15 protein-coding genes are annotated in these 12984 nt (G+C 69.8%); 5 read left to right on the forward strand and 10 right to left on the reverse strand.

Annotated features, from left to right (window positions below; translation table 11 throughout):
* Nucleotides 1–66 precede the first annotated feature (66 nt).
* Complete coding sequence (locus ACIPC1_RS05985) at nt 67–1821, reverse strand: DAK2 domain-containing protein (RefSeq protein WP_402513673.1); 1755 nt, start codon at nt 1819–1821, stop codon at nt 67–69.
* Nucleotides 1822–2079: 258 nt separating this feature from the next.
* Between ACIPC1_RS05985 and rpmB the strand changes: the two genes are divergently transcribed.
* Nucleotides 2080–2265 (forward strand): 50S ribosomal protein L28, encoded by a 186-nt coding sequence (gene rpmB / locus ACIPC1_RS05990; RefSeq protein WP_266474652.1) that lies wholly within the window; start codon nt 2080–2082, stop codon nt 2263–2265.
* A gap of 147 nt (nt 2266–2412) precedes the next feature.
* On the opposite strand, the gene thiD is transcribed toward rpmB, so the two are convergent.
* Complete coding sequence (gene thiD / locus ACIPC1_RS05995) at nt 2413–3210, reverse strand: bifunctional hydroxymethylpyrimidine kinase/phosphomethylpyrimidine kinase (protein ID WP_402513676.1); 798 nt, start codon at nt 3208–3210, stop codon at nt 2413–2415.
* A complete protein-coding gene (locus tag ACIPC1_RS06000; RefSeq protein ID WP_385731374.1) occupies nt 3207–4172 on the reverse strand; it encodes a thiamine-phosphate kinase in 966 nt (321 codons plus the stop codon). The genes thiD and ACIPC1_RS06000 overlap by 4 nt, the downstream gene beginning before the upstream one ends.
* Before the next feature lie 272 nt (nt 4173–4444).
* Between ACIPC1_RS06000 and ACIPC1_RS06005 the strand changes: the two genes are divergently transcribed.
* Both ACIPC1_RS06005 and ACIPC1_RS06010 read left to right on the forward strand, forming a co-directional pair.
* Entirely contained in the window at nt 4445–4678 is a 234-nt protein-coding gene (locus tag ACIPC1_RS06005; protein WP_003997603.1) for an Lrp/AsnC family transcriptional regulator, read from the forward strand.
* A gap of 20 nt (nt 4679–4698) precedes the next feature.
* Entirely contained in the window at nt 4699–5190 is a 492-nt protein-coding gene (locus tag ACIPC1_RS06010) for a DUF3515 domain-containing protein (protein ID WP_402513678.1), read from the forward strand.
* 24 nt (nt 5191–5214) lie between these two features.
* On the opposite strand, the gene ACIPC1_RS06015 is transcribed toward ACIPC1_RS06010, so the two are convergent.
* The 3 genes from ACIPC1_RS06015 to ACIPC1_RS06025 are packed head-to-tail and all read right to left on the reverse strand — an operon-like array spanning nt 5215 to nt 8289.
* Nucleotides 5215–6372 carry a D-alanine--D-alanine ligase family protein gene (locus ACIPC1_RS06015; protein ID WP_402513680.1) on the reverse strand — a complete coding sequence of 386 codons (1158 nt, stop codon included), beginning with the start codon at nt 6370–6372 and terminating at the stop codon, nt 5215–5217.
* 58 nt (nt 6373–6430) lie between these two features.
* Nucleotides 6431–7441 carry an NAD(P)H-dependent glycerol-3-phosphate dehydrogenase gene (locus ACIPC1_RS06020; protein ID WP_402513683.1) on the reverse strand — a complete coding sequence of 337 codons (1011 nt, stop codon included), beginning with the start codon at nt 7439–7441 and terminating at the stop codon, nt 6431–6433.
* Nucleotides 7438–8289: a lysophospholipid acyltransferase family protein gene (locus ACIPC1_RS06025; protein WP_402513686.1), complete on the reverse strand. Its 852-nt coding sequence runs from the start codon at nt 8287–8289 to the stop codon at nt 7438–7440. Before ACIPC1_RS06025 ends, ACIPC1_RS06020 begins: the two co-directional genes overlap by 4 nt.
* A 144-nt stretch (nt 8290–8433) precedes the next feature.
* Between ACIPC1_RS06025 and cofC the strand changes: the two genes are divergently transcribed.
* Entirely contained in the window at nt 8434–9081 is a 648-nt protein-coding gene (cofC, locus tag ACIPC1_RS06030; protein ID WP_402513688.1) for a 2-phospho-L-lactate guanylyltransferase, read from the forward strand.
* Between the two features lie 71 nt (nt 9082–9152).
* Complete coding sequence (locus ACIPC1_RS06035) at nt 9153–9356, forward strand: hypothetical protein (RefSeq protein ID WP_402513689.1); 204 nt, start codon at nt 9153–9155, stop codon at nt 9354–9356.
* 147 nt (nt 9357–9503) lie between these two features.
* Here the strand turns inward: ACIPC1_RS06035 and ACIPC1_RS06040 are convergent, their stop codons facing one another.
* The 4 genes from ACIPC1_RS06040 to leuC form a co-directional block, all read right to left on the reverse strand.
* Complete coding sequence (locus tag ACIPC1_RS06040) at nt 9504–10157, reverse strand: HU family DNA-binding protein (RefSeq protein WP_402513692.1); 654 nt, start codon at nt 10155–10157, stop codon at nt 9504–9506.
* Nucleotides 10158–10295: 138 nt separating this feature from the next.
* Nucleotides 10296–10526, reverse strand: a complete 231-nt coding sequence (locus tag ACIPC1_RS06045) for a hypothetical protein (protein WP_388681833.1) — start codon at nt 10524–10526, stop codon at nt 10296–10298.
* A 323-nt stretch (nt 10527–10849) separates the two neighbouring features.
* The gene (gene leuD, locus ACIPC1_RS06050) at nt 10850–11443 is read right to left on the reverse strand and encodes a 3-isopropylmalate dehydratase small subunit (RefSeq protein WP_402513695.1); all 594 of its coding nucleotides are present in this window, start codon (nt 11441–11443) and stop codon (nt 10850–10852) included.
* 6 nt (nt 11444–11449) lie between these two features.
* Nucleotides 11450–12874 (reverse strand): 3-isopropylmalate dehydratase large subunit, encoded by a 1425-nt coding sequence (leuC, locus tag ACIPC1_RS06055; RefSeq protein WP_402513697.1) that lies wholly within the window; start codon nt 12872–12874, stop codon nt 11450–11452.
* Nucleotides 12875–12984: the final 110 nt, after the last annotated feature.

The following is a 12984-nucleotide window of genomic DNA, read 5'->3' on the forward strand; positions in this document are numbered from 1 at the left end:
GAGCCCCCAGGTACGGGACGCCGGGTAGGGGCGGAGGGGGCGAATAAATCCCACCCACCCCCCGGCCTACTCCACCCCGATCAACAACAACGCTCCCTGCCGCCCACCCCGGTACACCACCGTGTCCACCGCCAAATACCCTTCCCGTACCCGGGATTCAAGGCGATCCGCGATGGTCTCGGGTGCCTCGTCGCCAAGGACGAGGGTGACCATTTCGCCGCCGGCGGAGAGCATGCGGTCCAGGACGGCTTCGGCCGTGAGGGCGATGTCGGAGCCGATGACGGCGACATCGCCGTCGATGAGGCCGAGGACGTCACCGGCCTGGCAGATCCCGGCCATCGTCCAGGACTGCCGCTCGGCGACGGCGACCTCGGCGTAGCGGGTGGCGCCGGCCGCGGAGGTCATGGCGACCACGTCCTCGTCGAAGCGGCGTTCCGGCTCGTGGACGGCGAGGGCGGCGATGCCCTGGACCGCGGAGCGGGTCGGGATCAGCGCGACGCGAACACCGTCCGCGCGCGCCTGCTCGGCGGCCGCGGCCGCGGTGTGGCGCAGTTCGGCGTCATTGGGCAGAAGCACCACCTCGCGCGCGTGGGCACGCCGTACGGCCTCGACGAGTTCTCCGCTCGCGGGCGGCTCCCCCGGCCGCGCGAGCACGGTGGTCGCCCCGGCCTCCGCGTACAGACCGGCCAGTCCTTCCCCGGGCACGACAGCCACTACGGCACGCTGTGCGCGCTCCCGGGGCGGCCTCCCCGGGCCCCCGGTGTGGACGTCCCCGAGTCCGAAGTGGGTGATCCTGATCCGGTAGGGCCGTCCGGCCTCGACGCCCGCTTCTACGGCGGCACCCGCGTCGTCCACGTGCACATGGACGTTCCACAGCCCGTCCCCGCCGACGACGACGAGCGAGTTGCCCAGCTGGTCGAGCCGCTTCCGCAACCGGGCCACGGCCCCGTCCCCCGCCTCCAAGAGGTAGATCACCTCGAAGGCGGGGCCACCTTCTTCCGGTACCGCGTCCGCGCACACATCGGAGTGCACCCCCCCGATGCCGACACCGACGATGTCGACGTAGGCGTCGGCGTCGGTCGAAGCACCCGCCACACGCGCGTGGACCTCCGCCGCTCCGGCGAACGCCCTCGGCCTCTCCCCCGTGAACGTCTCGACCAGCGCCGCCAGCACGGCCACCAGCCCCCGTCCACCCGCGTCGACGACGCCTGCGCGTTCCAGTGCGGCCAGTTGCCCGGGCGTCGCGGCAAGGGCTGCCCGCGCTCCCTCGTATGCCGCGCGGGCGACCGTGCCGCAGTCCCCCTCGGTGCCGGTGGCCGCGTCGGCGGCGGCCGAGGCGACCGTCAGGACCGTGCCCTCGACAGGGTGGGCGACGGCCTGGCGGGCGGAGTCGGCGGCCTGTCGAAGGGCCAGCCGCAGGCCCGGTCCGTCGGTGTGAGCGGTCTCGCTGTCGGCGGCGAGCACCTGGGCCATGCCGCGAAACAGCTGCGCGAGGATCGTCCCGGAGTTGCCCCGGGCGCCTATCAGCGCGCCGTGCGCCATCGCCCGTACCGCGTCCGCGAGCGTCGGCCTGCCCCCGCCGGCCTCGCGCCCCCCGCCGGCGTCGTACCCCGCACCGACCTCGTGCCCCGCGAAGACCGCCTCGACCGCCGCGGTCGCCGATTCCAGCGTCAGATACAGGTTGGTGCCGGTGTCCCCGTCGGCCACCGGGTAGACGTTGATCGCGTCTATCTCCTCGCGGGCCCGCCCCAGCGCCTCCAGCGAGAGACCGCACCAGGTGCGCACCGCGAGAGCATCGAACGTCTGCGGCACCTGCGGCACCTGCGCCTCCTTGAGCAGCTGGACGTGGACGCAGCGTAGACCCAGAAGGGGTTACTGTCGGTAGGGGGTCTACACAGGGCCGGGGCGTGGCCCTGAGCAGCCATGGTAGTTTCGTTGTCTGGACGCAGTCGTTGTATGCTGCTCCGGTTGCCCGATCCGATCGGGCCTTCCTCCTGGCACCGCCACTCAGATCCTAGATCTTGATCCCGGCATGCCGGGATCCACCGTAAGTGCATCTGAAGTTTTTGGAGTGAGCCCGTGGCTGCCAACTGCGACGTCTGCGGCAAGGGGCCGGGCTTCGGCAACAGCATCTCGCACTCGCACCGCCGTACGCCCCGTCGCTGGAATCCCAACATCCAGCGCGTTCGTACCGTGGTGGGCGGGACGCCGAAGCGCGTGAACGCTTGCACCTCGTGCATCAAGGCCGGCAAGGTCACGCGCTGACAACCGCTAGCGCGCGGCCACTGCTGGTTCGCTTGCACTGAACCGGTCCACCTCACGGTGGGCCGGTTTTTTGCTGCGCCCCGGTGAGGCGAAACAGCACACGTAAACGCTTACGTAAGCGTTTACGCGCCGCATCCAAGCACCCACCTACCCGCCGGCCCTGAACCGCCACCCATGATCCACCGGCCCGATCCCGCCCCCCAGCGCGAACCCGGCAGCGATCGCCCCGGTGACGTACTCCTTGGCAGCCGCGACGGCCTCCGGCACGGTCTGCCCCTTCGCCAGCCCGCAGGCGATGGCCGAGGCGAGCGTGCAGCCCGTGCCATGCGTGTGCCGGTTGTCGTAACGGCGGGCGCGCAGCCAGTGCTCCTCGGATCCGTCCGTCAGCAGATCGACGGCGTCTCCGGGCAGATGGCCGCCCTTGATCAGCACCCACTTCGGCCCGTACGCCAGCACAGCCGCCGCCGCGTCGCGCAACTGCGCCTCGGACTCGACCAGCACACCCGTCAACTGGGCGACCTCGTCGAGATTCGGCGTCGCCACAGCAGCGACCGGCAGCAGCTTCGTACGGACCGAATCCAGCGCGGAAGCGGCCAGCAGGGAGTCGCCGTGCTTGGAGACGCCGACCGGGTCGACGACCGCCGGGGCGTCCGTGCCGGCGAGCAACTCGGCGACGGCCTCGACGAGTTCGGCGGAGGCGAGCATGCCGGTCTTGACCGCCTGGACGCCGATGTCGTCGACAACGCTGCGGTACTGGGCGCGCACGGCCTCCACCGGCAGCTCCCAAGCGCCTTGCACGCCGAGGGAGTTCTGCGCGGTGACAGCCGTGATCACACTCATGCCGTGCACGCCGAGCGCGAGCATCGTCTTCAGGTCGGCCTGGATCCCGGCCCCGCCACCGGAGTCGGAACCCGCGACCGTCAGCACCCGCGGCGGGGCACTCACGACTCGATCTCTCCGAAGTGGTCCCAGCCGCCCTTGCTCGTCCAGGGCGCGCCGTCGACCGTGACCTGCGGCAGGGCGGACGGGTTGAGGACCTCGCCGATGATCTTCCAGCGGGCCGGCAGTTTCACATCCGGCGGGAAAGTGGCGACGATCGCATGGTCCTCGCCGCCGGTGAGCACCCACTGGATGGGGTCGACGCCGACGGCCTGCCCGATGTCGTTCATCTGGGTCGGGATGTCGATGGCGCCGGAACGGATGTCGATGCGCACCTTGCTCGCCTCGGCGATGTGCCCGAGGTCGGCGATCAGCCCGTCACTGACGTCCGTCATCGAGGTGGCGCCGAGCCCGGCCGCCGCGGGACCGGCGTGATACGGCGGCTCCGGACGCCGGTGCGCCTCCACGAAGGCGCGCGGCGAGCGGAAGCCCCGGGAGAGCACCGCGAACCCGGCCGCCGACCAGCCCAGCCAGCCCGTCACGGCGACCACGTCACCGGGCTGGGCCCCGCCCCGGGTCACCGGCTCGTGGTTGCGCAGATCGCCGAGCGCGGTGATCGAGACCATGATGGTATCCCCGCGTACGACATCGCCGCCGACCACCGAGGCGCCCGCGACCTGGCATTCGTCCCGCAGCCCGTCCATCAGCTCGGACGGCCAGGTGGCCGGGAGTTCGGCCGGCACGACCAGGCCGAGCAGCAGCGCGGTCGGTACGGCGCCCATCGCGGCGATGTCCGCGAGGTTCTGCGCGGCGGCCTTGCGCCCCACGTCGTACGCCGTCGACCAGTCACGGCGGAAGTGCCGACCCTCCAGGAGGATGTCGGTGCTCGCCACCACCCTGCGGTCGGGCGCGGCCACCACCGCGGCGTCGTCGCCGGGGCCGACCCGGACCGCCGGGGTGGTGGTGAGACGCGAGGTGAGCTCCTTGATGAGCCCGAACTCCCCCAACTCGCCCACGGTGCCCTTCATAGTCGTACTGCCCCTTCTCTTCCTGTCTGCGCCACGGTACGTCTCGTGCGAACCGCTTCGCGTGCCGCCTGCGCCGTGCCACGCGAACCGTCCTCGGTGCGGTCGCGTGCCGTCTCCGTCCTCGGTACGGTCGAATCGGCCGTCAACTTGTGCAGTCTGTGCGCCCCGGCGCGCAAGCCCCAGTCACCGCGGGTCTCCCCGCGGCGAGCGGCGACGCGATACCGTGGCGTTCCTTTTCCCCACATGATCCTCGTGGCCGCCCTGGAGGTTCCGTGGTACAGGCGTACATCCTGATCCAGACGGAGGTCGGCAAAGCGTCGACCGTCGCCGAGACGATCAGCAAGATCCCGGGGGTGATCCAGGCCGAGGACGTGACAGGACCGTACGACGTGATCGTGCGTGCCCAGGCCGACACGGTCGACGACCTCGGTCGCATGGTGGTTGCCAAAGTCCAGCAAGTGGACGGCATCACCCGCACCCTGACCTGCCCGGTCGTACACCTCTAGCCCCCGTCTAACCTTGGCCGATGAGCTTCTTCCGTCACCGGCACGCCGCTGCCTTCGGGCTGCCCGTTCTCGCTCTGCTGATGGCCGCCACGGGCTGCACCTCGGCAGACGACGACGCCTCGACCGTGGTTCCCAGCCCGGACGCGAAAGTCACGAAGCTGTGCGAGAACCTGGACAAGGAGCTGCCGGAGAAAGTCACCGACCTCGACCGGAACGATCCCGAGCCCCGGTCCGCGCTGACCGCGGGCTGGGGAAGCCCGGCGATCATACTGCGCTGCGGTGTCGAACGGCCCGCCAAGATGAACGACCCGAACGCCGACGACGCCGAAGTGAACGGGGTCGGCTGGCTGGTCGAGAAGCAGGACGACGGGTCGTACGTCTTCACCACGAGCCTGCGCACGGCATACGTCGAGGTGAGGCTCCCCGAGGAGCGGGCCGACCTGGGCGCGGGACCGCTCACGGCCTTCGCCGAGCCCGTCAAGAAGGCGATCCCCGAAGGGATCGCCGACTGACGTACAGGGGTGCCAGGAGGGCTCTCAGCGAAGCCCGGTGGAACGGCTCAGCGCCGCCTGCACCAGGCGGTCCACCAGCTCCGGGTAGCTCACGCCGCTCGCCTCCCACATCTTCGGGTACATCGAGATGGGCGTGAAACCCGGCATGGTGTTGATCTCGTTGATCACGAACTCGCCGTCCTCGGTGAGGAAGAAGTCCGCGCGCACCAGGCCCTCGCAGGAGGCCGCCTCGAACGCCTCGACCGCCAGCCGCTGGACCTCCGCGGTCTGCTCGGGCGTCAACGGAGCCGGTACCAGGCCGGGCGTCGAGTCGATGTACTTCGCCTCGAAGTCGTAGTAGGCGTGCGCCTGCACGGGCGGGATCTCGGCGGGCACGCTGGCGCGCGGTCCGTCCTCGAACTCCAGGACCCCGCACTCGATCTCGCGGCCACGCAGCAGCGCCTCCACGATGATCTTCGGGTCGTGGCGCTGTGCCTCCGCGATCGCCTCGTCGAGGCCCTCGAAGGAGTCGACCTTGGTGATGCCGATCGAGGACCCCGCGCGCGCGGGCTTGATGAACAGCGGCCAGCCGTGCTCGCCCGCGAAGCCGGCGATGCGCTCGCGGGCCCCCTGCTCGTCGCGGGTCCACTCGCGCGGACGGATCACCAGGTACGGGCCGACGGGCAGCCCGAACGAGGTGAACACGCGCTTCATGTACTCCTTGTCCTGGCCGACGGCCGAGGCGAGCACACCCGCACCGACATACGGGACTCCGGAGAGCTCCAGGAGACCCTGCAGGGTGCCGTCCTCGCCGTAGGGGCCGTGCAGCACGGGGAAGACGACGTCCACATCGCCGAGGGCCTTGGGGACGGAACCCGGTTCGCTGTAGACGACTTCACGGTTGGCCGGGTCGACGGAGAGGATCACGCCGCCCTCGGTGGACTCGGCGAGGCGGTCCACGCTCGGCTGCTGCCGGTCGACGATGGCCATGCGGTCCGGCTCGTCGGCGGTGAGCGCCCAACGGCCGTCCTGGGTGATGCCGATCGGCAGGACGTCGTACTTCGTCCGGTCGATCGCCCGCAGGACCGCACCGGCCGTGACCACGGAGATCCCGTGTTCGGAGCTGCGGCCACCGAAGACGACGGCCACGCGCGGCTTGCGAGGCGGCTGCTCAGGGTTCTGGGGGAGGTTCTCAGTGCTCATATCGCGTTGAGAGTACCCGCTGGTACCCGCCTCAGTCAGCGCCTGTTGACCCTGTCGCTCAGCGTCGTTCCGCCTTGGCGCTGCGCGACATCATCTCTTTGAGGGCGACGACGGGCGGCTTGCCCTCGTGGACGATGCCGACGACCGTTTCCGTGAGGGGCATGTCGACACCGTGCCCGCGGGCCAGATCCAGCACCGACTCACAGGACTTGACGCCCTCGGCGGTCTGCCTGGTGATCGCGATGGTCTCCTGGAGGGTCATGCCCTTGCCGAGGTTGATGCCGAAGGTGTGGTTGCGCGACAGCGGCGAGGAGCAGGTGGCCACCAGGTCGCCCAGGCCCGCGAGTCCGGCGAACGTCATCGGGTCGGCGCCCATCGCGAGACCGAGGCGCGAGGTCTCCGCGAGCCCGCGCGTGATGAGCGAGCCCTTGGCGTTGTCGCCGAGTCCCATGCCGTCCGCGATGCCGACGGCGAGACCGATCACGTTCTTGACGGCGCCGCCGAGTTCGCAGCCCACCACGTCGGTGTTGGTGTACGGGCGGAAGTACGGCGTGTGGCAGGCGGCCTGGAGACGCTGGGCGACCTCTTCGGAGCGGCAGGCGACCACGGCGGCGGCCGGCATCCGCGCGGCGATCTCCCGTGCGAGGTTGGGTCCGGTGACCACGGCGATGCGGTCCGGGCCGACCTTGGCGACGTCCTCGATCACCTCGCTCATCCGCATGGTGGAGCCGAGTTCGACGCCCTTCATGAGCGAGACGAGGACGGTGTCGGGCGCGAGCAGCGGCGCCCACTGCGCGAGGTTCCCGCGCAGTGTCTGCGAGGGAATGGCGAGCACCGTGAAGTCGGCCTCGTGCGCGGCCTCGGCGGCGTCCGCGGTGGCCCGCAGGTTCACCGGGAGTTCGACGCCCGGCAGGTAGTCCGGGTTCATGCGCGTGGAGTTGACCGCTTCGGCGAGGGCGGCGCGGCGTGCCCACAGGGTGACGTCGCATCCCGCGTCGGCGAGCACCATGCCGAAGGCCGTACCCCACGATCCGGTCCCGAAGACAGCCACCTTGACCGGCTTGCTCACGTGCCCTGCCCCTCTTCCTGCTGTGCTTCGTGCCGCGCCTGCGCCTGGTGCAGGGCCTGCGCGTTCTCCTGGAGGTCCTGCTCCTGCGCGGCGATCTGCCGGGCGGCCCTTTCCTGGGCCGCGGTCCGCCGCCGCTGCTCGATCCGCTCCTGGCGCGGGTCGTAGGGCGCCCGGGGTGCCTTCTCCCCGCGGATCTGCTCCAGCTGCAAGGTGATGGCCGCCATGATGGCCTCGGTCGCCTCCTTGAGGACGTCCGGGGACATCTCCTTGTCGTAGAAGCGCGACAGGTCCACCGGGGGGCCGGCGAGGACGTGGTGGGTCTTGCGCGGAAGTACGTGGAGCTTCTTGGCGTACGGCGGCAGGAGTTCGTTCGCGCCCCACTGGGCGACCGGAATCACCGGGCACTTGGTCTGCAGGGCGACGCGGGCGGCACCCGTCTTGCCGGTCATCGGCCACTGGCCGGGATCGCGGGTGATGGTGCCCTCGGGATAGAACGCGACGCACTCTCCGCGCTCAACGGCGTCGATCGCGGCGCGGAAAGCACTCAGCGCGTCCGTGGTCTCGCGGTACACCGGGATCTGTCCGGTGCCGCGCATCGCGGCGCCCACGAACCCCTTCCTGAAAAGACTGCTCTTCGCCAGGAACCGCGGAACCCGCCCGGTGTTGTACTGATAGTGCCCGTACATGAACGGGTCCACATGCGAATTGTGGTTCACCGCGGTGATAAATCCGCCCTCGGCCGGAATGTTCTCGATCCCGCGCCAGTCCCGCTTGATCAGAACCACCAGCGGCGGTTTGCAGAGGACCGCTGCAAAGCGGTACCAGAAGCCGATTCTGCGGCGGGGCACGCGAACACCTTCCTCCAAGGCCTGGGGGGCCGCACAAGTGTCGCCCCAGGCCGCCTGTCTGTCGAGAACACCGTACGCCCCGGCGTGCGGACCGCCAGGGCACCCGGGTGACAATGGGCGCGACAAGGGAGAGACGGGGCGCTCGTGCAATGGATCCTGGTGATACCGCTCAAACCTCTGGCACGGGCCAAGAGCAGGCTGGCGGACACCGCCGCCGAAGGCCTGCGCCCCGGGCTCGCCCTCGCGTTCGCACAGGACACCGTGGCAGCGGCGCTGGCCTGCGCCGCGGTCCGCGATGTGGCGGTAGTCACGGATGACACCCTGGCCGGGCGGGAACTTGCCGCGCTGGGCGCCCACATCGTCACGGGCGAGCCGGCCGGCGGCCTCAACGCCGCCCTGGCACACGGCAGCTCCGCCGTACGCTCCCGAACTCCCGAAAGCGCCGTGGCTGCCCTGAACGCCGATCTGCCCGCGTTGCGGCCGCAGGAATTGGCCCGGGTACTCGAAGCCGCCGCCGAATTTGCCCGCGCTTTTCTCCCCGATGCGGCAGCAATCGGTACCACTCTGCTGGCCGCGGCCCCGGGCCGGGAATTGCTCCCGACTTTCGGCACCGATTCCCGCGCCCGCCATCGGGCCTCGGGCGCCATGGAACTCCGCCTCAACGGCGTGGATTCCGTACGACAGGACGTGGACACCGGCGACGATCTGCGAGCCGCACTGGCACTTGGCGTCGGCCCACGCACCGCGGCAATGGCCGCCCACCTGCTCATCCCCGGCCAACCGGGCGGCTGAACACCATTCCCCGCGCCACCTCGCGCCCCTCACCGGCCGACTTGGACCCCGCCCCTGGATAGGCTTCCGCCATGCAGGCGACCGCGTACACGTACGACCCCGAAACCCGTAGCGGCCAGGTGCTGCTCGACGACGGCACCCCGGTGCCCTTCGACGGCCCGGCGTTCGACGCCGGCGGGCTGCGGCTGCTGCGTCCCGGTCAGCGCGTGCGCGTCGAGACCGAGGGGGACGGCGCGGCACGCCGGATCACGCTGATCACCCTCCAGACCTTCTAGGCGCCCCTAGGGCCTGTCGTCACATTCCCGTCTGCCTCGCGGCGACGGCGGGAACGTGACGACAGGCCCTGACAGACCCCGGACACGCCGCGGGCCGGGCTCCCGTGGGGAGCCCGGCCCGGCGCGTGAGTTGCCTCCGTGCCCTCGCTACGAGCGGGCGGTGGCCTTCTTGGCGGTGGTCTTGCGCGCCGCCGACTTCTTGGCGGGGGCCTTCTTGGCCGTCGCCTTCTTCGCCGGGGCCTTCTTGGCCGTCGCCTTCTTGGCGGTGGTCTTCTTGGCCGCGACCTTCTTGGCGGTCGCCGTGGTCTTCTTGGCGGTCGCCTTCTTGGCCGTGGTCTTCTTGGCGGCGGCCGTGGTCTTCTTCGCGACCGCCTTCTTCGCGGTGGCGGCCGTGGTCTTCTTGGCCGTCGCCCTCTTGGCGGTGGTGGCCCTCTTGGCCGCGGCCTTCTTCACCGTGGCCGAAGCGCCGCCGGAGAGGCTGCCCTTCGGGGCCTTCTTGACCGCGACGTCGTTCTTCGGGAGCTTCTTCGAGCCGCTCACCAGGTCCTTGAAGCCCTGGCCCGCGCGGAAGCGCGGCACAGAGGTCTTCTTGACCCGAACGCGCTCCCCGGTCTGCGGGTTGCGGGCGTAGCGGGCCGGACGGTCAACCTTCTCGAAGGAACCGAAGCCGGTGACCGAGACCCGGTCCCCGCCGACAACCGCGCGGACGATGGCGTCCAGTACGGCGTCGACCGCGTCGGCGGCCTGCTGACGGCCGCCGACCTTGTCGGCAATCGCTTCTACGAGCTGCGCCTTGTTCACGTCTTCCCCTTCGGAGACATTGCCAGAACGAATGCGTTCAAGCTTTTTCGCACGTTAGGCAGATATATACCGCAAATCAAACACGAAACGGGCTAATCACCCTTGTGCCGCAACGAACTCGGACTGTCGTGGAGTAACTCAGCGTTCCTCTTCGAGGAATCGACCCTCGTCGAGGTCGGCGGTGAACCGCTCCAGACGCCTTGTCGCATCGGCGAGATCGTGCTTGGCCGCGGCCGTAATGACCAGCAGCTTCCGGGTCAGCGCCATCCGTACGCCCTCCGGGACTTGCAGTGCACGCACTCTTGTGTGCGCTTCCTTGAGTTGGGCCGCGACTGCCGCATAGAGCTCGAGTTGGCCGTCGTGTCCCATGCACAGATTGTGCCATCTGGGGCGAGTTGTCGCCTGCTCAGGGGGTAACTGCCGTCCCCGGAGGGGTTCCTGAGCACCTCGGCGGCACCCCGCACCATGGGTCGTCTACCCCGGCAACGGCCTTTGTAACTAGGGGAGTTGGGCCCTTCAGGCAAGGCATCCGAAGGCCGTCCGGAGACAGACACAGCTGTACCCCCAACCGTCCACGATTGGGGGTACAGAGGGGTGTTGCGGTGGCTGAAATCCGACCCGGGTCGGCAGTGCATCAGACCCGGGTCAGCGGTGAATCGGCCTATGGGCCGACCGTGCATCCGGCCCGCGTGTCAGACCTGGACCGTCTTCGGCTTGTGCGAGGGCCGCTTGGCCTCGTACGCGGAGATGTCGCCCTCGTTCTGGAGGGTGATGGAGATGTCGTCCAGACCGTTCAGCAGCCGCCAGCGGGCGTTCTCGTCCAGCTCGAAGGAGGCGGTGATGCCCTCGGCGCGCACCTCGCGGGCCTCCAGGTCGACCGTTACCTCGGCCTCGGGGTCGTTCTCCGTGAGCTCCTGCAGCGCGTTCACGATTTTCTGCTCCAGAACCACTGTGAGCAGGCCGTTCTTGAGCGAGTTGCCACGGAAGATGTCGGCGAAGCGGGAGGAGATGACGGCCTTGAAGCCGTAGTTCTGCAGCGCCCAGACGGCGTGCTCGCGCGAGGAACCCGTACCGAAGTCGGGACCGGCGACCAGTACCGTGGCGCCCACCCGCTCGGGCTGGTTGAGGATGAAGGACGGGTCCTTGCGCCAGGCCTCGAAGAGCCCGTCCTCAAAACCGTCCCTGGTCACCTTCTTGAGCCAGTGAGCAGGGATGATCTGGTCCGTGTCGACGTTGCCGCGGCGCAGCGGGACGGCCCGGCCGGTGTGCGTGGTGAATGCTTCCATGACTTCTCAGACTCCAGCGGGCGTACGGGCGTCGGACAGGTCGGCCGGGGAGGCCAGGTGGCCCAGCACGGCGGTGGCGGCGGCGACCTGCGGCGAGACCAGGTGCGTACGGCCGCCCTTGCCCTGCCTGCCCTCGAAGTTGCGGTTGGAGGTGGACGCGGAGCGCTCACCCGGGGCCAGCTGGTCGGGGTTCATGCCCAGACACATCGAGCAGCCCGCGTGCCGCCATTCGGCGCCGGCCTCCTTGAAGACCACGTCCAGACCCTCGGACACGGCCTGCAGACCGACCCGTGCGGAGCCGGGGACCACCAGCATCCTTACGCCGTCGGCGACTTTGCGGCCCTCGACGAGCGCGGCGGCCGCACGCAGGTCCTCGATACGGCCGTTGGTGCAGGAACCTACGAAGACGGTGTCGACCTTGATGTCGCGCAGCGGCTGTCCGGCGGTCAACCCCATGTATTCCAGGGCCTTTTCGGCGGCCAGTCGCTCCGAAGCGTCTTCGTACGAAGCGGGATCGGGGACGGACGCCGAAAGCGGCGCTCCCTGGCCGGGGTTGGTACCCCAGGTGACGAACGGCGCGAGGGAGGCGGCGTCGATGACGACCTCCTCGTCGAATTCCGCGTCCTCGTCCGTCTTCAGCGTCTTCCAGTACGCGACGGCGGCGTCCCACTCCTCACCCTCGGGCGCGTGGGCGCGGCCCTTGAGATAGGCGAAGGTGGTCTCGTCGGGGGCGATCATGCCCGCACGGGCGCCGGCCTCGATCGACATGTTGCAGATGGTCATGCGGGCTTCCATCGAGAGCTTCTCGATGGCGGAGCCACGGTATTCCAGGATGTAGCCCTGGCCGCCGCCCGTGCCGATCTTCGTGATGATCGCCAGGATCAGGTCCTTGGCCGTGACGTCGTCGGGCAGTTCGCCGTCGACGGTGATGGCCATGGTCTTGGGGCGGGCCAGCGGCAGCGTCTGGGTGGCCAGCACGTGCTCGACCTGCGAGGTGCCGATACCGAAGGCCAGCGCGCCGAACGCGCCGTGCGTGGAGGTGTGCGAGTCGCCGCAGACCACGGTGGTGCCCGGCTGGGTCAGGCCCAGCTGCGGTCCCACGACATGGACGACGCCCTGCTCGACGTCACCGAGCGAGTGCAGGCGCACCCCGAACTCGGCGGCGTTCTTCCGCAGCGTCTCCAGCTGGATCCGGGAGACCGGGTCCGCGATGGGCTTGTCGATGTCGAGGGTCGGGGTGTTGTGATCCTCGGTGGCGATGGTGAGGTCGAGGCGGCGCACGGGTCGCCCGGCCTGGCGGAGGCCGTCGAAGGCCTGCGGGCTGGTCACCTCGTGCAGCAGGTGCAGATCGATGAAGAGGAGGTCGGGCTCGCCCTCGGCGCGCCGGACGACATGGTCGTCCCAGACCTTCTCCGCGAGTGTCCTACCCATCGCTTTCCCTCCGGCCGGCCTGTGTGGCGCCGGCCCAACTAGAGATTTCCGGTGCGGCGACGCTCGTATCCCTCGTATCGGACGTCTTCCGCCGGGCCCGTTGGTCCGCG

Origin of the sequence: Streptomyces sp. NPDC087263 (genome assembly GCF_044744645.1) — a bacterium.
In the GTDB taxonomy this organism is placed as follows: Bacteria; Actinomycetota; Actinomycetes; order Streptomycetales; family Streptomycetaceae; genus Streptomyces.